This is a genomic window from Bacteroides sp. AM54-2NS (assembly GCF_003602935.1).
In the GTDB taxonomy this organism is placed as follows: Bacteria; Bacteroidota; Bacteroidia; order Bacteroidales; family Bacteroidaceae; genus Bacteroides; species Bacteroides xylanisolvens.
In genome coordinates this window covers 214183-236905 of record NZ_QTMZ01000003.1, presented here as the reverse complement: position 1 = coordinate 236905, position 22723 = coordinate 214183, and the positions used below count along the sequence as shown (strand labels likewise).

The following is a 22723-nucleotide window of genomic DNA, read 5'->3' as shown; positions in this document are numbered from 1 at the left end:
CGTAATAAAATAAGAAACTTATGGCAACACCTCCGTTTAAGTATCAGCCCATGTTTGAAAAGGGAAAAGATACAACTGAGTATTATCTGCTTACAAAAGACTATGTATCAGTAAGCGAGTTTGAAGGAAATCCTATCCTGAAAATTGAGAAAGAAGGTTTGACTGCGATGGCTAATGCAGCTTTTCGTGATGTATCATTCATGCTTCGTCGTTCGCACAACGAACAAGTTGCTAAGATTCTGAGTGATCCGGAAGCAAGTGAAAACGATAAGTATGTGGCATTGACTTTCCTGCGTAACGCGGAAGTTGCTTCAAAAGGTGTACTTCCTTTCTGTCAGGACACTGGTACTGCTATTATCCATGGTGAAAAAGGACAGCAGGTATGGACTGGATATTCTGATGAAGAAGCGCTTTCACTGGGCGTATATAAAACATACACTGAAGAGAACTTGCGTTATTCACAGAATGCGCCTTTGAATATGTATGATGAGGTAAATACAAAATGTAACCTCCCTGCACAGATTGACATCGAAGCTACCGAAGGTATGGAATACGAATTCCTTTGCGTAACAAAAGGTGGTGGTTCTGCCAACAAGACATATTTGTATCAGGAAACAAAAGCGATCCTGAATCCTGGTACACTGGTTCCATTCCTGGTTGAAAAAATGAAAACATTGGGAACAGCCGCTTGCCCTCCTTATCATATCGCTTTCGTGATCGGTGGAACTTCTGCTGAAAAGAACTTATTGACAGTGAAGCTGGCTTCTACTCATTTCTATGATAACTTGCCGACTACCGGAAACGAATATGGCCGTGCATTCCGCGACATCGAACTGGAAAAAGAAGTTTTGGCAGAAGCTCACAAAATTGGATTGGGCGCGCAATTCGGAGGTAAATATCTTGCTCATGACGTACGTATCATCCGTTTGCCTCGTCACGGTGCTTCTTGTCCGGTAGGCTTGGGAGTATCTTGCTCTGCCGACCGTAACATCAAATGTAAAATCAATAAGGAAGGTATCTGGATTGAGAAACTGGATTCAAATCCGGGCGAACTTATTCCTGTAGAACTGCGTCAAGCAGGTGAAGGTGATGTTGTAAAGATCGACCTGAACCGTCCGATGCCTGAAATCCTGAAAGAGCTGACTAAATATCCGGTAGCTACTCGTCTGTCATTGAACGGAACGATCATCGTAGGTCGTGACATCGCCCATGCTAAACTGAAAGAACGTTTGGATCGCGGCGAAGACTTGCCACAATATATTAAGGATCATCCTATTTATTATGCAGGTCCGGCAAAAACTCCGGAAGGCATGGCTTGTGGTTCTATGGGTCCTACTACAGCAGGACGTATGGACTCTTATGTAGAACTGTTCCAAAGTCATGGCGGCAGCATGGTCATGTTGGCAAAAGGTAACCGTAGCCAGCAAGTGACAGATGCTTGTAAGAAATATGGTGGTTTCTATCTTGGTTCTATCGGAGGTCCGGCAGCTATCCTAGCACAGAATAACATTAAGAGCATCGAGTGTGTGGAATATCCGGAATTGGGTATGGAAGCTATCTGGAAGATTGAAGTGGAAAACTTCCCTGCATTTATTCTGGTAGATGATAAGGGTAACGACTTCTTCAAGCAGTTGAAACCGTGGAATTGCACTAAATAATCGGTTTACTCCGTTTATATAAGGCCTTGAAAAGAGGCTGTAAAAGCCTTTAATTAAAAATCCCCTCATTACAATCATGTAGCGAGGGGATTTCTTATTTTAAGGACTTTCAGGATATTTGCTTTTGCAGGGTAAATATCAGTCTTTGATTATTTATGTTATTTATTCTGTTCTTTCTTCCATTTCTCGTATCTTTTCAGCACCTTGCTTCCATCTTTGTTATACCAGCTATAACCATTCCGGCGTTCGTGTCCTATTTCCGAGATATCATATTTTTTAATACCGTCACGGTCACAGAAGAAAGGTCGGTTGGTTTCCAGTTCATAAAATCGGGCCCAGAGAGTAGGGCAGTCTTCACAAGGAATCATGCGATAGTCTTTTTTCCCTTCGCTGTTAGTGAAATATTCTTTCTGTAGCCCTTTGATTTCAGACTTTTGGAACCATTTGATAGCTCCTTCTATCGATTTTACAATTTCTGCAGATGGATCGGGGAGTGACATAAGTAATAATACAATGTTGTCTGACTCTTGTCCGCTTAATGACGGAAGTTCGTAAGCGCGTGCTTTGCATGGTTCTAGGGTGGCGCGGTCGTGTTGCGCACACCATACCGTTAGTTCTCCGTTTTGGCGCACTTGTGTTTTGAGTATACACTCTATACCCTTATTGAATGCATTACGCGCTTGTTCACAGATGTTATCAGGAAGAAAAGTGTAAGGAGCTTTCTTTTCATATATTCCCCGGAGTTGATTCATCACTCTTACCATGGCGTTGTCATTGTAGGTAATTTGTACGTAATAACCTTTGGGGCGTGGATAGAATTGAGGCCATCCACCATTTTCATATTGCGCTTTGAGTAGATATTGGATGCCGTTCAGAACTCCTTCTTTATATTTTGCTTTTTGAGTGGTCAGGTAAAGCCGTGCCAGATATTCAATTTCCGTAGTAGTGGCGTTGTTGTCGATTGTGCTTTGGTTGATATCCTCTTTGGCTTTTAGTGCCGCTTTATATTCCTGTTCTGTCAGTTCTGCCGGCATATAGATATTTTTTGGCCATCCTCCGGTGATTTGCTGATACAGTAACACGTTGTCACCAATGCGTTGGGCTTCTTCCGTCTTGAAGAAATCGTCGTCAAATTTAGGAGCGATGTGTACCCATTCTTTGTAATTTTGTTGTTTTCTGTAGTCTGTTGCTTTTTGGGCTGAGGCGTTTGTCAGGATAAAAAGTAGCAGTAAGAAAAGACCTGGTTTTCTCATGGCTTTATTATTTAATGTTTTTATAGTATGCAAATGTATGAAGAAAGAAAAATACTGATATGTAATAACTGTTTTTTATAGAGTAAAAATTGGGTTAACCTTCCCGATAAGAAGATTAACCCAATAAAAAATAAATGGAAACTACTTCCTTATTCCAGATACTTCATTATGTTGCCACTAATCTGTAACAGTGATATTTCGCAGAGCTTCGTATTGTATTCTGCAGAAAGAATCCGCTCCTCTGCATCTAACAAGCTCTTTTGTGCTTCACGTACTTCAAAACCGGAAAGGTCTCCCTGTATATAGCGATCCATGGCAATATCGTGATTGTCTTTGGCAGTTATCAGATTCTGGCGTTCCAGATTCAGCAACTGAAGATTGTTGCGATAGGCTTGCCATAAATTGCTAAGATCGGACCGGAGTGCCAATTCCAGGTCTTGTCGTTCCAGGCGGCGATTCTTGAAAGCCAGACTTGCATTTCTCTTCTCGCGGCGGCGATTACCATCGAATATGTTAAATCCTACCGTTATTCCGGCATTGAATCCTAAATCGCCTCTTCTGCTGTTCGCATTGATGTCATACTTATTAAAGGTATATCCATATCCGGTATTTAGTTTGAGGTATGGATAGTTGCGCGAATTTATTTTTTTATAGTCCAGTTGTGCGAGTGTAGTATTCTGGTCGGCTTTTAACAGAGAAGCATTAATGCTCAATGTCGAATTCCATAAATCTTCAAACTTCAGGTCGCTGTGTACATCAATTGTAGAATCTTTGATAATGATATTCTGATTGACGTTGTTATTGGCCATTAACTCATTCAGTTGGATACGTGAAGAGTGCAGAAGTTCCTGTTGCTTGATGTATTGGGCACTGTCTGCATTGAAGTCCACCTTTGCTTGCTGATAGTCCAGTCCCGAGAATTTACCAACCAGGTGGCTTGCTTCTGCAATACGTAAGCGTTCTTTGGAGAGAGACATTGCATAGCGGAAGTTGGCCAGACGTATCTTCTGTTGAATATAGTTGTAATATTCGGAAGTCAGCTCGGCTATAAAGTCCTCAATGGCAATACGAGTATTGGTTTCGCCTTGGCGTTCCAATTCTTTCAGTTGTTTATAGGTCGTACTGATATTGAATCCGTCAAAGATGGTCCAGTTCAGATTGAGTCCTACATTGACAGTCTGATCGTATACTCCGGTGTTCTTTGTAATTTCTCCGGTAGCACGGGCTTTCGTTTCAATATTGTCCAGATTTCCGGTGTATCCCGCAGAAAAGTCCAGCGTAGGCAGATATCCGGCATTCCCCAGCGTTGCATTATTCTTGCTGATCTGCTCTTCATTATGTACGATGCGTAGAGAATAATTGTTTTGTAATCCCTCCTCCAGGCAATCTTTCAGGGTACGTATCTGTTGTGCCTTAGCAAAAGAGACTGATAAGAAGGCACATGCAATGGTTATATAGGCGATGCGTTTCATGCAAATTCCTTTCTGTTTCATTCTTGTAATTTTTTGATTCGGTTAGTCGAAATGTAACTGTAAATAGCCGGTACAATATACATCGTAAGCAGGGTGGATACTACCATACCGCCCACTACTGCCGTACCCATGGCGATACGCTGGTTACAACCTTCTCCGGTGGCAAATGCCAGCGGGATAAGTCCCAAAACCGTAGAGGCACTTGTCATCAGAATCGGGCGGAGACGTTGCAGGGCAGCATCTTTAATCGCACTCATCTTATCTTCTCCGGCTTCCTGTTTCTGGTTGGCAAACTCTACAATTAGGATACCGTTCTTCGCCACCAGACCGATCAGCATGATAATACCGATCTGACTGAAAATATTCATCGTAATATCTCCGAAATACATGAAGACCAAAGCTCCGGCAATAGCCAGTGGTACTGTCAACATGATAATCAGCGGATCTTTGAAACTTTCAAACTGGGCTGCCAGAATCAGGTAAATCAGAAGAATGGCCAGGATAAAGGCGAACATCAGACTGGAAGAACTTTCACGATATTCTTTCGAGTCTCCCGACAGGGCGGTGCGGAAAGTATCGTCCAGTGTTTCCTTGGCAATCTTATCCATCTCGTCCAAACCTTGCCCGATTGTTTTTCCATCTGCCAATCCTGCAGAAATCGTAGCTGACACAAAACGGTTATAGCGATATAACTTTGGAGGAGCAATACCGCTTTCCAACTCAATCAAGTTATCCAACTGAATCATATCCCCACTGTTGCTACGAACGTAAATTGCTTTCAAGTCAGCCGGCTTGTTTCGTTGCTGGCGGTTGATTTCACCAAGAATCTCATATTGCTTACCGTTCATATAGAAATATCCCATACGCTGACCGCTCAATCCATATTGCAGCGTTTGAGCAATGTTTTTGGTACTTACCCCCATAATACTGGCCTTGTCACGGTTGATCTGAATACGAGCTTCCGGTTTACTGAACTTCAAATCAACGTCCGCCATCTGGAAAACAGGATTCTCATATACTTTAGCCATAAACTTGGGCAACACTTCTTCCAGCTTTTCCAAATTGGTAGCCTGAAGTACATATTGTACAGGCATGCTTCCACGACGTCCGCCGAAAGAAGACTGCTGCTGTACGAATGAACGCGCCATTGTTTTCTTCTGTACCGCTTTTGATATTTTCTCTGCCACATCCATCTGGGTATAATTACGTTCATTCATATCCTTCAGCGTGATGCGCACGTTTCCGCTACCGCTGGATACACGGGCAGTTACAGCCTCTGCATCAGGCAGAATGGAGTCTACCAGTTGATTGATGTCTTCTGTGTAATCCCTGATATATTCATAGGTGACGCCTTCCGCTCCTCGTGTATTGATACTGATTTGCGAACGGTCTTCAAGTGGGGCCATTTCCGCAGGAACTGCATTCCATAGAATACCAATCAGGCAAATGGTGATGAAAGTAAATGGAAGAGCGATCCAGCGTTTGCTAAGAAAAGCGGCAAGCGAACGGCTGTATAGCCGATTCATTCCTTCAAAGAACGGTTCTGTTTTTGCATAGAACCAACTTTGTTTTTCTCGTTTAATGAGTAACTTCGTTGCCAACATCGGAGTGAAAGTCAATGCGGCAAATGAGGATATAATCACCGAACCCGAAATTACGATACTGAACTCACGGAATAATCGTCCCGTCATTCCATCCATAAAGACGATAGGGAAGAATACCGCTACCAGCGTAATAGTGGTGGAAATAACGGCAAAGAAAATTTCTTTGGCTCCTTCTATTCCCGCTTCTTTCGGGGCCATTCCTTTCTCTATACGGATGTAGATATTCTCTGTCATAACGATGGCGTCATCTACCACCAGTCCCACCGATAGTACGATGGCGAGCATGGAAAGCACATTGATGGAGAATCCTGCCAGATACATGACGAAGAATGCACCGATGAGGGAGACAGGAATTACGATACAAGGCACCAATGTAACGCGCCAGCACGCAGGAAGAGGAAGATAATGATGATTACGAGTACAAAAGCCTCATACACTGTTGACTTTACCTCATTGATAGACGCACGGATAAACTTGGTATTATCAAACCGTAGTTATAGTGTACGTCTTCCGGCAAGTCCTTTTTCATCTGCTCCATACGCTGGTATACCGCATCCGCAATCTCAATATGGTTGGCTCCCGGCTGTGGAATGACTACGACACCCACCATAGGAACGCCGTTCATCTTCATATAACTCTTAATATCAGCCGGCCCCAGTTCAGCACGTCCGATATCACTGAATCGTACAATACGGTTATTCTCTTCTTTGACAATCAAGTCATTGAATTCATCTGCGGTATGCATCAATCCTAGTGTACGGATCGTCAACTCGGTGGTATTTCCTTCGATACTACCTGAAGGAAGTTCCACATTTTCGTTATCTACAGCGTTTTTAACATCGACGGGAGTGATACCGTAACCTGCCATCTTTACCGGGTCGAGCCAAAGGCGCATGGAGTAACGCTTCTCTCCCCAGATAGATACACTACTTACATCAGAAATAGTCTGTAATTGTTCTTTCACAGTCAGATCCGCTATTTCACTTAATTCCAACAGAGAACGTTTGTCACTCTGAAGAGCAACCATCAAGATAGGCATGGCATCGGCATCTGCTTTTGAAACTGTCGGTGGGTCACAGTCGCGAGGCAGATAACGTTGGGCACGTGAAACCTTGTCACGTACGTCGTTGGCCGCTGTTTCCAGATCGACGGACAATTCAAATTCTACTGTAATACGGCTTTGCCCCTGCTGGCTCACACTGGACAAAGAACGGATACCGGGAATACCGTTGATATTCTGTTCCAACGGTTCAGTTATCTGGTTTTCGATAACGTCGGCATTAGCTCCCGGATAAGAGCAGCTGACAGAAATAATCGGATTATCTACCGACGGATATTCGCGGACACCCAAATAGTTGTATCCGATGAATCCGAAAAGGAGGATAATAATCGTTAATACTGTGGCTAATACCGGGCGACGTATACTTAATTCGGAGATGTTCATTGATTTATGATTTCTGATTTCTGAATTATGATTTCTGAGTTATGGATTGAAGATTTCTGATTTTTGAATTATGATTTCTGATTTCTGAATGTTTGCTGTATTTTGCTGACTTATAAATCATAAATTATTTGGCTTATAAATCATAAATCAGAATTCATAAATCATAAATTCTCATTCTTCAATATTGTCAAGTGTTACGGCGAGTCCGGTACGGAGTTGCAATGTTCCTGAAGTGATGATTGTGTCTCCTACGTGCAATCCTCTAATCACTTGCACTTCAGATGCGGTGCGGATACCAGTAATGATATCCACCGGTTCGGCCTTTCCTGATTTATACAGATAGACTTTATCTTTACCCATTTCCGGCACAATTGCTTCCGTTGGGATGGCTATTGCATTAGGTATTTCATCCTTTTTCAACAGTACACTGGCATAACGGCCGGGAAGTAGGGTGCGATTGACATTCGGGTATAATGCACGGGCGGTAAATTGATGCAGATTCGGATCGATGGCAGATTCTACAGCGTATACCTGTGCGCCAAAAGCATCCAATGTTCCTTCAACGCTGAAATTGAGATTGGTACCCTTTTTGATTTGCTTGGCATAACGTTCCGGAACGGAAAATTCAACCTCAGTGGAGCGATTTTTGTCAGCTTGGCAACGACTGTGGTCGGAGACGCATACGTACCGATACTGACTTGGCGAAGTCCGATCACTCCGTCAAACGGAGCACGTAGCTCTGTCAGTTCAATATTAGCTTTGATAATTTCTATATCGGCATTCAGAGTTGCTAAATCCGTTTTCACCTGTTCGTAGGCTTCTTTACTGACAGCATCCCGTTTCAATAAAGCATCCTGGCGGAATACACGGTCTTCTGCCAGTTTCAATTGCGAAATCAACCTTTGCAATTGTGCCTGCAACTGTCTGTCATTCACTTTGGCTAGTAATTGGCCTTTCTTTACGGCTGTTCCTTCTTCAAAGTTGATTTCTACAATCTTTCCCGACGTTTCGAAAGACAAATCCACTTCTTCATCGGGCAGAAGTACACCGGTAGTGGTGAATTCATCTGTCAGAGATTGCGGTTTTATGACCTTGGCATTTACATTTAAAACTTGTTTCCCTCTTTTTTTATTACCGCCCATCACTTTGTCGGCGGCTGCTAGTTCGTCGTTTTTTTTCGGTAATTGTGAGTAGATTCCTCCACCGATAATCCCGGCACCAACAAGAATAATGATGCCCCATTTAGTCTTCTTATTCATGGTTTAGTATTGTATATGGCAATTATATTGTACATCTTCAAAAATTAGACTTCCCCTGATGGGAAAGGTTTAAAGAAAGGAAGAGTAAAAAAGAGTTAATCAGTAAGCAGCCCGATATTTTCCTTCCTCTTTATCTTCCAACATATTGAGATAAGAGGTATAACGGGATTCGCTGATGAGGTGCTCTTCCACTGCTTTGCGTACGGCACATCCCGGTTCATGACGATGTGTACAGTTGCCATATTTGCAGTCGGCGGAGGTTTTGAATATTTCGGGAAAATAATGTCCGATCTCTTCTTCTTCCATATCGAATGTGCCGAAGCCCTTGATACCCGGAGTATCGATGATATAGCCATCTCCTTCCACAGGGAACATTTCGGAGAAAGTAGTAGTATGCATTCCTTTGTTGTGGTAAGAAGAAATTTCGCCGGTCTTGGCTGCTATGCCCGGCAGTATGGAATTGATAAGAGTCGATTTGCCGACTCCCGAATGTCCGGAAAATAAAGTAATCTTGCCTTCCAGTGCTTTTTTGATTTCAGCCACTCCAGTGCCGCTCTTTGCGGAAACTTTGAAGCAAGGGTAGCCGATTTGTGTGTATAAGTTGATAAGTGCGTCCAGATAGCGGAGTTCATCTTCGTCGTAAGCATCTACCTTATTAAATACCAGTTTTACAGGGACGCGATAGGCCTCTGCGGATGCAAGAAAGCGATCAATAAAAATAGTGGAAGTTTCCGGATAATTGATGGTTACCACCAGCATACACTGGTCGAGATTGGCAGCAAGGATATGAGATTGTTTGGAAAGATTGGACGAGCGGCGGATGATGTAGTTCTTTCTATCTTCTATTTCACTGATAAAAGCAGTGCCTTCCTGATTAAGTATAATCCGGACACGATCACCCACTGCAACAGGATTAGTACTGCGAATCCCCTTCAACCGGAAATTCCCTTTGATTTTACATTCAATAGATTGTCCGTCATCGGTTTTCACCTGATACCAACTACCCGTGTTTTTGATTACTAATCCTTTCATATAAATTATAAATTAAAAATGAAGAATGAAGAATTCAGGCTGTGTTTCAACTGAATAATACAGCATTATAATTCCTCATTCTTCATTCTTAATTCTTCATTATTTTTTAGACGGTCATAATTTCTTTATCCTTTTCAGCCAGCATATCATCGATTTGTTTGATATACTTATCATGGATTTTTTGCAGTTTGGCTTCCGCATTCTTCTGCTCGTCTTCTGCCAATCCGTCTTTTACGGCCTTTTTCAGTGCGTCGATGCCGTCACGACGCGCGTTGCGTACGCTTACTTTAGCCGTTTCGCCTTCTCCTTTACACTGTTTTGCCAGTTGTTTACGACGTTCTTCCGTCAGGGGAGGGATGCCGATACGGATCATTTCTCCATTGTTTTCGGGCATGATACCGAGGTCAGAGTCGATGATTGCTTTTTCGATGACACGGAACATGCTTTTATCCCAAGGCTTGATTACGATACTGCGGGCGTCCGGAGTAGTAATTGCTGCTACATTGCTGATAGGTACCATACTTCCGTAAGAATCTACGCGGATACCATCTAATAAGCGTGCACTCGCTTTTCCGGCGCGGATATGTGCCAGTGCTTCTTCCAGATACATGATGGCCATATCCATCTTTTCTTGTGCATTGTCAAGGCAAGTCTTTACGTCTACCATATTTTTTGAGATTTAAAATTGCATTTTGATTGATTAAGTAGCAAAAGTATATTATTTTTTGTTCATCTGCAACAGCATACCCATCTTTTTTATGAGTGACTTGCCAATGATAATCAGGGTAACGGCGGTGATAATCATTAAAATACCCATCATTAAGCGGGGAGTCAGTTTTTCGTGAAACAGGAGAACACCGAAGAATAAAGCTGTCACCGGTTCCAAAGCACCCAATATTGCCGTTGGTGTAGAGCCTATATAATGGATGGCCAGTGCGGTACAGACCAGTGATACGGCAGTTGGCAGGATGGCGAGTGATAATACATCGGCCCAGAGCCAGGCAGACGGTATTACTTGCAGTTCCGTACAGAAATTTAAACGGACGATATAAACCGATAGTCCGAACAAAATGGCATAGAAGGTAAGTTTCGTGGTCGGCAGGTTTTTCAATGTCGAACGGTTTACACCTACTATATATATAGCATAAGAGAGAGAAGACAACAGAACAAAGATAATTCCCAAAGTCGATAGCGGTTTGTTGCCGTCTCCCTGATAAAGCAAGGCAATGCCTGAAAGTGCCAGCAGGATGGAGAAAACGGTAATGGCGGAAATCTTTTCCTTGAAGAATATTCCCATAATGACAGCTACCATCACCGGATAAACAAACAGAATCGTTGAAGCAATTCCGGCATCCATATAATTATAGCTCATAAACAAAAGCAGTGATGAAAAAGAGAATAACAATCCCATAATGACTAAGGGCAAAACGTCTGCCTTATGAAGTGCAAAAGACTGATGCTGCATTTTCATCAGAATACCCAATACGATTGTCGCAAAGAAGTACCGGTAGAATAAAACGGTATCGACACTCATTCCGGCTGCATAGAGCGGAAGTGCAAAAAGAGGATTCATACCGTAGCTCGCAGCGGCAATCGCTCCATAGATAAAACCTTTGGTTTTGTTAGTCATTGTTTTGCTTTTTTTAATGGCGTGCAAAAGTACGCAGTTCACCAATGATAAACAAGCGTTTAGGCGGTTGGTAGTATAATTTAATCTTTCGTATGCTAAAAACTATTTCTTAGTGAAGAGGATACTAATCTTGTTTATGCATAAAATTAATCGTCTGACAGTTGTTAAACTTGCGTCTGACTACTGTTGAACTTTCGTCTGACAACTGTCAGACGAAAAAGAATCAACTGTCAGACGACTAATTTTATTCGATCGGGAGATTAGTTATACGCAGTCTGAGGAATAATTAACAGGCAATAGTCAATCAGGTTTTTGCATAAACACTTGCATATATCTTGGATTTTCCCGAATATTGTATCCGAATTATCGAAAAACACAGATGACCAAAGCTAACTTTCTTGTTATTTATTGCCTGTTTATATCGGGACTTTGTTGCATGGCAAATGTGACAAAGGATATCAATATGCGTTTTAAAGACGTGAGGCAAGGACTTTCGCATCAAACGGTCAATTGTTTCTATCAGGATGAATTCGGATTTTTATGGATTGGTACTCAAGACGGACTGAACCGCTTTGACGGTCGTAAATTTGAAGTCTTCAAACCGGATAACGCCAATCCCTATTCAATCAATATAAATAATATCCGGCAGGTTTGCGGAAACAAGGAAGGATTGCTTTTTATCCGTAGTTTGCAGAGTGTGACTCTTTATGACATGCGTTTGAACCGCTTTAAGGTGTTGCGTGAAGGAGAAGTTGCAGGAATCTGCTATGCGCACGACGCATTGTGGATAGCTACCGGAAAAGAAATCTACCGTTATCGTGATCTCAACCAAGTGCCCGAGTTATTCTTTTCATTCCCTTCGGACGGAGAGGATATATTGATGAACAGTCTAATGGTTCGTCAGAATCAAACCGTGGTGGTGGGTACTTCTTCCAAGGGTATTTACTGTATCGATCAGGCTGCTCATATCACCCGTCATATTGATGTGGGGGCTGTTAATTCGATTACGAAAGACAGAGACGGGAGCATCTGGATAGCTACCAGAAATCGGGGACTTACCCGGTTGGAGGCAAATGGGGAGCTTACTCATTACAGATATAATAAAGTGGCTGATAATACAATCAACCATGATAATGTGCGTCATGTGACACAAGCCAATGATAGTCTTCTGTATATCGGAACTTACGCCGGTTTGCAGACTTTAAATCTCTCTACCGGAGAGTTTACGGATTATGAATATGACTTGAATGTGGAGGCAGCCGATATACGTTCCATCATTTCGATGCATTACGACACTTCGGGAACTTTATGGCTGGGCACTTTCTATCAGGGAATACAATATTATAATGTAGCGAATGATGCTTATCACTTTTACCGTTCGTCTACGGCTGTTGGCGGGCATTTGAATTCCTATATCATCAGTTCCATTGCCGAAGACTGTTCCGGGCGGATCTGGTTTGCAAGTGAAGGAAGTGGATTGAACTACTATGATAAATATGCCAAACGCTTTTTTCCGCTTAAACATTTATATGCTCAAGAGCTGTCTTTTAAGATTGTGAAGTCTTTGTATTATGAGAAAGAACCGGATTATCTTTGGGTAGCTTCGCTTTATCAGGGCATCAATCGGATTAACCTGTCGACCGGACATATAGAATCTATTACGGAAAATATCGATACTCCGGAAGGAAAAACAGTCGACAGGGCCTATAATCTGGTAAAAATGATAGAGTTTGCCGGTCATGATTCCTTATTGATAGCAGCCAAGGGTGGGCTGCTTGTATTGGATAAAAAACATCTCCGGTTGCATCATTTCGAACATCCTTCTTTAGCTTCCAGACATTTGTCGCAGGTTTGGGATATGACGTTTGATAAAGAAGGGGATTTATGGCTGACCACTTCTTTTGATTTGATACGGGTCAATTTGAAAGCGGGTACTTCCCGTAGTTATCCTTTCTCCCAAATAGCGCAGAGCACGGCACAGCATCACATTAATCATATTCTATGTGATAGAAAAGGACGTATATGGCTGGGATCGACGGGATCGGGAATTTATCTATTCGATAAGAAGAAAGACACCTTTGTAGGATACGGAGCGAAGCAGGGATTGGAGAATGGATTTATCACCGGATTGGTAGAGAGTCCGCTGGACGGTTCCATTTATGTGGCAACGAATGGCGGTTTCTCTAAATTCAATCTAGCCACTACCACATTCGAGAACTATAACAGGCAGAGTGATTTTCCCTTGAATAACGTGAATGACGGAGGGCTGTACATTACGTCCGACCACGATATTTATGTCTGTGGACTAGCAGGTATCGTTTCCATAGCCCAGGAGAAACTGAACAAGCAGTCTGTGGATTATAATGTGTTCGTAAAACGAGTGCTTGTGGATAATACGGAAATACAACCACTTGATTCGTTGGGACTTATCAAGGAAACGGTATTGTATGAACATCAATTAGTATTGCCGCCCAGGTATTCTTCCGTCACTTTTGAGATAGCGAGCAATACCCTGAATAATATTTCCAATATCGGTCTGGAATATAAACTTGAAGGATTTGATAACGAATATATGAGGCGGGAGATAATACGATGGTTACTTATACCAATCTTCATCCGGGGCGTTATACTTTTCATGTTCGTGGCGACCAGTTGCGCATTCACGACCAGGAAGCACCTTCTGCCAGTTTTGAGCTGATAGTGGAGGCGCCCGTTTATCAACGAGCATGGTTTATTTTGCTGATGATATTGGCAGGTATCCTTATTGCAGGTTATATTATCCGTATGTTCTGGATACGGAAAACCTTGCAACATTCTCTATTGGCCGAGAAACGGGAAAAAGAGTATATCGAAAATGTGAATCAGTCCAAACTACGTTTCTTTACCAATGTATCGCATGAGTTCCGTACTCCGTTAACGCTTATATCCAGTCAGCTTGAGATGCTCCTGATGCATAAAGACATGATCCCCGAGGTGTATAATAAAATTTTGGAGATTTATAAGAACTCCCGCCGGATGAATAATCTGGTGGATGAAGTGATTGATATCCGTAAGCAGGATCAGGGATATCTGAAATTGAAAATTTCCAAAGAGAATATTGTTGCGGTGATAGAGGAGATTTGTTGTTCTTTCTATAGTTATGCGCAGCTGAATAAGATCGATCTCCGCTTTTCTTCCACTTTCAAAGAAGCGGATTTGTATATTGACAAGACGCAGATAGAGAAAGTATTCTATAATCTATTGTCCAATGCTTTTAAATATACGAAGCCCGGTGACTGGATTTCTGTAGAATTGGTAGCGGAAGGAGAGAATGACATTGTGATTTCAGTCAATAATCTAGGTGTCGGTATCGAAAAGTCCAAGATCAAACATGTATTTGAACGGTTTTGGCAGGATGACTCGGCAACAACTACACAGACAGTCAAAGGATCGGGTATCGGGTTGGCAATGGCGAAAGGAATTGTGGAATTGCATCAGGGAACTATCGGAGTGGAAAGTGAGCCGAATGGAATAACGTCTTTTATCGTTACTCTTCACCGGGATGCAAATGTGAATGTGGAAGCATCTTCCTCTGCAGATGAACGCGTTGCCGGACATTATGTAATAGAGCCTCAAGAAATCTCGGAAATGGTGAAGCCGGATAAAACGGTGAAAATACTGATTGTGGAGGATAACCCGGAGATGCGTAAGGTGTTGGCACAGATTTTTGAACAAATATATGATGTATATACGGCTGCCGACGGGCAGGAAGGATTGGAGCAGGCTTCTTCACTACAACCACAGATGATTGTGAGTGATATTATGATGCCTGTTATGTCCGGCCTGGAGATGTGCGAGAAGTTGAAAAGCAATTTGCAGACCAGCCATATTCCTGTGGTATTGCTGACTGCCCGCAACCGGGAAGAACATACCTTAGAGGGCTTGCAGACGGGAGCGGATGATTATATCTCCAAACCTTTCAATATCAAGATATTGGTGGCCCGTTGCAACAATATCATCCAGACTCGTAAACTGCTCCAGCAGCGGTTTGCCCGGAATGATGAACCTAAAGTGGAAGACCTTCCGTTTAATCCGATCGATAAAAAGATGCTGATGGATGCTACCGCGATTGTGGAATCTTATATTGATAACGCAGACTTTGACGTAGCCACTTTTGCACGTGAGATGTGCATGAGCAGAACTTTGCTTTTCACCAAACTGAAAGCATTGACCGGACAGACCCCGAATGACTTTATTTTATCTTTGAGACTGAAAAAGGCAACAGAAAAATTAATCAATGATCCCAATGCCCTGATTGCTGATATAGCATTTGATTACGGTTTTTCTAATCCAAGTTATTTTATCCGATGTTTTAAGAATGCTTATGATATTACTCCGGCTGCTTACCGGAGGAAATACACAAACGCTTAATATATAGCGTCTTATGTATTTGTCTCCTGGTGAGAATTGTACTATTTGAACTTTTATACGGACGATTCTATTATTCGAAATCACTAATTATTTGGATTTTTGCACTGTAATCATTCAAATTATTACATAGTATGAAAAACATCGTAATTAAATGGGCTGTGTTCCTGACAGCCTTTCTTATCTCTTTAGAGGTTAGTGCTCAAAACGTCAGAGTTTCTGGAGTTGTGACAGACGCACTTGGACCAATCCCCGGAGCTAATATTATGGAGGAGGGGACTACTAACGGTACAGTGACGGATGTAAATGGAAAATATTCAATCAGCGTATCTGCAAAATCTACCCTTGTTTTCTCTTGTATAGGATATAAGGAACAGAAGATACGTGTCGGTACGAAAACGGTACTGAATGTGGATATGGTAGAAGAGTCGAAAATGCTCGATGAATTAGTCGTTGTCGGCTATGGCGTTCAGCGTAAAAGTGACGTGGCAACTTCGGTAGCCTCGGTCAAAGCGGATGAAATGAAAACCTTTCCTGCCGGCAATGTGGCTGATATGCTGCGTGGACGTGCCGCAGGTGTGAATGTAACGAGTAGTTCCGGACGTCCGGGATCGACTCCTTCGATCACTATTCGCGGTTCCCGTTCTATCAGTGCGGACAATGCTCCTTTATATATCATAAATGGTTCTCCTTCTAGTGCAACGGAGTTTAGCACGTTGAGTGCGGACGATATTGAGTCGGTTGAAATTCTGAAGGATGCTGCGTCGCAGGCTATTTATGGGGCACGTGCCAGTGACGGTGTGGTATTGGTAACTACCAAGCGCGGTAAAGCCGGAAAGGTGGAAGTCAGTTATAATGGTTATCTGGGTATCCAGTCTCTCTGGAGGAATTTTGATTTCTATTCTCCCGAAGAGTATATGCAGCTTCGCCGTGAAGCGAAGGCACATGATAAGGGAATTGTTGATGCACGTGAGATTTCGATAGCCGAGGCATTGGAAGACGAGGTTATGCAGCGGGTATGGGCCAGCGGAAAGTTTATCGACTGGGAAAAAGAAATGTTCAGAAATGCAATTTACCATAATCATGATGTCAGTGTACGTGGAGGAACAGAGAAAATCAAAGTATCGGCAGGTGCCAACTATTTTGACCAACAGGGAATGGTGGTTACCGGATCGGGATACCAGAAGTTTTCTTTAAGGTTGAATCTGGACTTTGAAATATCAAAGTGGATTAGTTTTGGCATCAATTCTTCTTATGCGATGACTAAACAGGATCGTGAGGATGGTAACTTTAATGATTTTATTACCAGTTCCCCATTGGCGGAAATATATGATGTGGATGGTAAATATACAAAGTATATCAACTCGGAAGGAAATTATAATCCTTTGTACCGTGCTCAACATTACGGACGTGAAGTTTCTCGTGATAATTACCGCCTGAACTTTTTTATGGATGTGAAGCCTTTCAAGGGATTCAATTATCGTCTGAATACTTCCGTTTATAATCAGACATCTGAAGACGGTTCCTATAAAGATTCCCAATATCCGGGAGGCGGAGGAACAGCTGTGCTCGACGAATCACGCACGCAGAACTGGCTGGTTGAGAATATTGTGACTTATAAAGTGCCTATCCGCAATAAGAAACATCAGTTGACGTTGACCGGTGTGCAGTCTGTCGACCATAATGGCTCGAAGTCTATCGGCTATTCAGTAGAGAATCTTCCGGTAGATAAAGATTGGAATTTCATTTCTCAAGGTGAGTTTACAGGCAAGCCCCGTCGTCAGTTTAATGAAAATAATCTGGTGTCGTTCATGGCTCGTGCACAGTATTCGCTTTTAGACCGTTATCTATTGAATGTGGCTGTTCGTCGCGACGGTTCCAGCCGTTTCGGAAAAGAAAATAAATGGGGTACATTCCCGTCAGCTGCTTTTGCCTGGCGTGTCAATCAGGAGAATTTCCTGAAAGATGTGTCGTGGATTGATAACCTGAAATTACGTGTCAGTTATGGTATTGTTGGTAATCAGAACGGTATCGGCAATTACACTACTTTGGGACTGGCTGATAATAAAGGATATGAGTTTGGAAATGTTTTTCAAATGGGATATTTGCCGGGCAAGGAACTGTCTAATCCAAACCTGAAATGGGAACAGTCTGCAACAGCTAACTTTGGTGTTGATTTTAGTTTCTTCAATGGGCGTCTGAATGGTACGGTTGAGTATTATAATACTCATACGAAGGATTTGTTGGTGAAACGTTCCCTGAATGCGTCACTCGGATATACTACCATGCTAGATAATCTGGGAAAGACGAAATCCAGTGGTATCGATCTTTCTTTAAATGGTGACGTGGTACGTACAAAGGAGTTTACCTGGACACTCGGAACTAATTTCAGCATGTATAAGAATGAAATTGTCCGTATTGACGATACTCTCGATGAGAACGGGAAACCGGCAAGTCAGGTAGCCCAGGGGTGGATTATCGGAGAACCGATCAATGTATACTATGATTATCTGATAGATGGAATTTTTCAGTATGATGATTTTGATATCACTCGTGATGGTACGGGAAATCTGGTCTATACACTGAAAAACACCTATGATAGTGATAATGACGGTGTGGCCGACAGTCCGATTAATTACGGTGGCGCTATTGAACCGGGAATGGTCAAGGTGCGTGATAACAACGGGGATGGAAAGATTACAGCTGATGACAGGGTACCTATCCGTAAAGATCCGAAGTTTACACTCTCTCTTTCTTCTACATGGAACTGGAAAGGATTTGACCTGTTCATGGACTGGTATGGAGTTTCCGGCAGAAAGATTAAGAACGGTTATTTGTACGAGTATAATTCCGGTGGTTCTTTACGTGGAAAATTGAATGGGGTGAAGGTGGATTATTGGACTCCGTTCAATCCTTCGAACAAATTCCCACGTCCTTCTTATAGTGCGGACCCTGCATATTTGAGTGCCATTGCCATTCAGGATGCTTCTTATATCCGTTTACGCACCTTACAACTGGGATATACTTTCCCCACCCGACTATTGAAGAATACTCCGATTCATAAATTACGATTGTATGCAACAGCTACTAACTTGCTGACATTTACGGAGTTTAAATCTTATAGTCCCGAACTGACTCCAGGGTCTTATCCGGAGTCCAGACAATATGTGTTTGGTGTCAATGTTTCATTCTAAAATAAAGAATCCTTATGAAAAAGTTAATATATACAGCCTTTGTCATTTGCGGAATGTTGACCGCTTCCTGCTCGGATTTATTAAATCTGGAATCAAAAACAGACGTGACGAATAATTATCTGTTCACTACTCCCGAAGGGTTGAATACTGCCGTTACAGGATTGTATTCCCTGGCACGTGAATTGCCGGGTGGAGCGGATAATAACGAATCTAATCTGTACATCGTTACCATGTGTGACTTTAATACGGATATTGCCATACTTAGAGCAGGTGTTTCTACCTCAATCGGACGTTTGAATACAAGTTTTACTCCAAGTACTGGAGATGTCAATAAGTTCTGGAAACATCACTATGGGATTATCGGAAAAGCAAATGAAATTATTGTAGCGGCAGAAGCCTTGGGACTGGATGATAGCGATGTATTGCACGCATGGAGTGAAGCGAAATTCTTCAGAGGACGGAGCTATTTTGAACTTTGGAAACGCTTTGACCGCCTTTATCTGAACGTCACTCCAACCACTGTCGATAATCTGAAACGGGAGTATAAACCGGCTTCTCATGAAGAACTGATGACACTGATGACGACTGATTTGGACGATGCAATGAAAGGTCTGGACTGGTCGCTTCCTCAAAATAACGGAAATGTATTGTATGGACGGGTAACGAAAGCGACTGCCAAACATGTCCGTGCACAGGTTGCCATGTGGGAATCGGATTGGGATACAGCCATTGAGGAATGTGAAGACATCTTTAAACAGGAGGGCATCTACTCGATGGAAAAGAAAGCCGAGAATGTATTTAATAGCGCAGATTTGAAATCCCCGGAAGTGTTGTGGAGTTTCCAATATTCACAAAACTTGGGTGGAGGAGGTTCCGGAACTCCGGTTGCCGGACATCGTATCTCTATTCAGACTACTACCCGAATCAATAAAATTGCAGGTTGTATCAATACGGCCGATCAGGGTGGATATGGTTGGGGACGTATTTATCCGAATACCTATTTATTGAGTTTGTATGATCAGGCTAAAGATACACGATACAATGAATTGTTTGTACACCGTTTCAAATACAATGATCCTACTTCTCCTAAATATGGCGAATTGATTCCCCTTGCGAAAAGTTCCAGTTATTGTGAGACGTTGCATTTCATGTCGAAAAAATACTTTGATCAGTGGACTATGGCCGATAATCCGGACCGGACAACGGGATTCAAGGATTTGATTGTCTATCGACTGGCTGAAACTTACTTAATGGCGGCAGAAGCGTATATGCGCCGTGACGGAGGAATGAGCACGGATGCTCTGCGCTGTTACAATAAAACATGGGAACGTGCCGGGAATGATAAATTTGCGGGACCTCTAACGCAAGATATTCTTTTGGATGAATATGCCCGTGAACTGAACTTCGAGGGAGTCCGCTGGCCTTTATTGAAACGTTTGGGGCTTTTGGGTGAAAGGGTGAAAGCGCATTATGGCGAGACAAAAGCTGAAAATCCTTATTTAGATAAAGATTATGCGGAATGTCGTACCAGTTTTGTAGTTGGAAAGCACGAATGTTGGCCTATCCCACAGGAGCAGATTGACTTGATGGGGAAAGAGAATTTTCCGCAGAATGAGAATTGGTATTAAGCGATTGATTATCTGTAAAACATGAATGAGTATGAAAAAAATAATATATCTGTTATTGATTTTAAATCTGGGGCTGCTTTCCTGTGTCGATGATGCGTCGGTACGTGTGATGCCTGAATTTAATTGTAAAGATACAAAAGTAAACCTGGCAAAAGCGGCGGGTTCTTCCGTCACATCGCTATTATATACTAATGTCGGTCAGGTTGTTGCTCAATATCAAGCGGAGTGGCTTTCTGTAGATGTAAACGCTAAAAGTGTAATATACACTGCCTTGACGCAGAATGACGGTGAGGATGCAAGGAGTACTGTCGTGAAACTGACTTGCGGTTCATATACAGTGGAAGTGACGGTTACACAGGATTCCAAAGAACCGGACCTTTCTTTGAAGGTAGGACAAAGTGTAGATGATGGTATCGGTATGATTTTCTGGGTGGATCCTTCGGACAAGATGGTAGGAAAAGCTGTATCTGTAAAACGTCAGGGAGGAAATCCTTTTGAGGCTTCTGTGATGTCTCATAATGCGCTTTCTACAGTGAATGGATATGCCAACACGGCTTTGTTTACTGCTCCTGCTGCAAATGATGCAGTGGCATACTGTCAGTCGTTGGGTGAGGGATGGTATCTGCCTGCACGTGATGAGTTATGGGAGTTGTTTGATGTTTACAACGGTATTGGACATGCTGATCCGGATTTTGCTTCGGTTGTACCTGATAAGTTGACGGAAGTAGAGAAAGCGGCACGTGCGGCATTTGATAAGATGTTGACCGATTTACAGGGTGATGTGATAAACGAGGCTGCCGGTTCGGGCAATGGGGAAAGCTATTGGTCGAGTACGGAAAATGCAGCAGGGGATAAGGCTTATTGGGTACGTTTCGGAAAGTCTGGTGCTGATGCAGGAAATAAAACAGCTACCAACCGTTTTGTGAGATGTATGCGCACAGTTGGTGATTATACTTATCCTGAAGAGCCGGCAACTCTGACGGTGGCTCCCAATCCTGTGACATTGGAAGGTGCTAACGAAGCGGAAGCAAATGTTACGTTGACATCCAATAAGAGTGTATTCAGCGTAGTGTTGGCAGATGATTCCTGGCTTTCATATACTATTTCAGGCACAACAGTTACGTTCAAGGCAAAATCAAAAAATACCACTGGTAATATTCGTACGACAATTGCTACAATAACAGCCGGTACTGGCGCAGCCGCAAAAGCAGTGGAGGTAACGGTGAATCAAAATGTAGCTGCCGAGGGAGACGCTTCCCTCGAATTGAGTACCAATACGGTGACTATTACGCCTGATGCGGTAGCAAAATCAGAGGTAATCACAATGATTTCTGATGAGACGGAATTTGCAATAAATATCACTGATGAATCTTGGGTGAAAGCGTATGTTGATGTAACAAATAAAACTCTTTATTTTTGGACATTATCTCCCAATCTGAATAGTTCTAACCGGGTAACGACTGCTACGGTAACAGCCGGAAGCGGAGCGAATGCACCTAAACAAGAGGTTACGATTACACAGAGAGGACTTTTAAGTTCCGAGTTTGCGGTGGGACAGGTAATTGCGGATAATGGTTCGTTAAAAGGAGGCATTGTGTTCTGGGTAGATGGAACTAATCGTGGTAAGGCTAAGATTATGTCGTTGGACAGAGAGAATTTGGCATGGTCTACAGCAGGCACTCCGGCTTCTACCGGAGTGGATTTATCCGGAGATGATGGATATACTAATACTATGGCGTTGGCTGCATTACCAAATGCATCGGAAATGCCTGCCATTAAGTTCTGTATGGACAAGGGGACAGGTTGGTATTGGTCGGGGAGAAAAGACTTGGAACAAATGTTTGAAACATATAATGGGACCACTGTAGCAAATGCAACAAATGATAATCCGAATGCGATTACTGATTTTGAAAAAGCCAATCGTGCAGCATGGGATCGGGTTGTCAGCAATGCGGGAGGAACTATTATGAATGAGGCTGCGTCATCTTCTACAGGAGATACATATTGGGCTTGTCGTGAGGCTTCGAATGGTGTGAATGGATTTTATGTACGTTTTGGAAAGCCTATATCTTGGAGCAGTGCAACCTCTAAAAAGAGTTCTTTAAGATATATTCGTGCAGTTCGTTCAATCTCGAAATAATG

General features: G+C 42.6%; 9 protein-coding genes and 3 pseudogenes. 5 read left to right on the top strand and 7 right to left on the bottom strand.

Annotated features, from left to right (window positions below; translation table 11 throughout):
• Positions 1–20 precede the first annotated feature (20 nt).
• Positions 21–1658 (top strand): fumarate hydratase, encoded by a 1638-nt coding sequence (locus DXA05_RS03430; RefSeq protein WP_004299191.1) that lies wholly within the window; start codon positions 21–23, stop codon positions 1656–1658.
• Positions 1659–1816: 158 nt separating this feature from the next.
• Here DXA05_RS03430 and pelA read toward each other — a convergent pair whose 3' ends face one another.
• The 7 genes and pseudogenes from pelA to DXA05_RS03395 form a co-directional block, all read right to left on the bottom strand.
• Positions 1817–2911: a pectate lyase gene (pelA, locus tag DXA05_RS03425; RefSeq protein ID WP_115484739.1), complete on the bottom strand. Its 1095-nt coding sequence runs from the start codon at positions 2909–2911 to the stop codon at positions 1817–1819.
• 149 nt (positions 2912–3060) lie between these two features.
• Entirely contained in the window at positions 3061–4404 is a 1344-nt protein-coding gene (locus DXA05_RS03420) for a TolC family protein (protein ID WP_004326258.1), read from the bottom strand.
• Positions 4325–7431, bottom strand: a pseudogene (locus DXA05_RS03415) (efflux RND transporter permease subunit). The gene DXA05_RS03420 and the pseudogene DXA05_RS03415 overlap by 80 nt, the downstream one beginning before the upstream one ends.
• A 171-nt stretch (positions 7432–7602) precedes the next feature.
• A pseudogene (locus DXA05_RS03410) lies at positions 7603–8573 on the bottom strand (efflux RND transporter periplasmic adaptor subunit).
• Between the two features lie 216 nt (positions 8574–8789).
• Positions 8790–9722: a ribosome small subunit-dependent GTPase A gene (rsgA, locus tag DXA05_RS03405; protein ID WP_004299197.1), complete on the bottom strand. Its 933-nt coding sequence runs from the start codon at positions 9720–9722 to the stop codon at positions 8790–8792.
• 106 nt (positions 9723–9828) lie between these two features.
• Positions 9829–10389, bottom strand: a complete 561-nt coding sequence (frr, locus tag DXA05_RS03400) for a ribosome recycling factor (protein ID WP_004299198.1) — start codon at positions 10387–10389, stop codon at positions 9829–9831.
• 51 nt (positions 10390–10440) lie between these two features.
• A complete protein-coding gene (locus tag DXA05_RS03395; protein WP_004299199.1) occupies positions 10441–11352 on the bottom strand; it encodes an EamA family transporter in 912 nt (303 codons plus the stop codon).
• A 379-nt stretch (positions 11353–11731) separates the two neighbouring features.
• Between DXA05_RS03395 and DXA05_RS03390 the strand changes: the two are divergent.
• The 4 genes and pseudogenes from DXA05_RS03390 (at position 11732) to DXA05_RS03375 (ending at position 22721) form a co-directional block, all read left to right on the top strand.
• Positions 11732–15762, top strand: a pseudogene (locus DXA05_RS03390) (response regulator).
• A gap of 131 nt (positions 15763–15893) precedes the next feature.
• Entirely contained in the window at positions 15894–18953 is a 3060-nt protein-coding gene (locus DXA05_RS03385; protein ID WP_128858789.1) for a TonB-dependent receptor, read from the top strand.
• Between the two features lie 14 nt (positions 18954–18967).
• Positions 18968–20581, top strand: a complete 1614-nt coding sequence (locus DXA05_RS03380) for a RagB/SusD family nutrient uptake outer membrane protein (protein ID WP_015531347.1) — start codon at positions 18968–18970, stop codon at positions 20579–20581.
• 25 nt (positions 20582–20606) lie between these two features.
• Entirely contained in the window at positions 20607–22721 is a 2115-nt protein-coding gene (locus DXA05_RS03375; RefSeq protein WP_128858788.1) for a BACON domain-containing carbohydrate-binding protein, read from the top strand.
• Positions 22722–22723 lie beyond the last annotated feature (2 nt).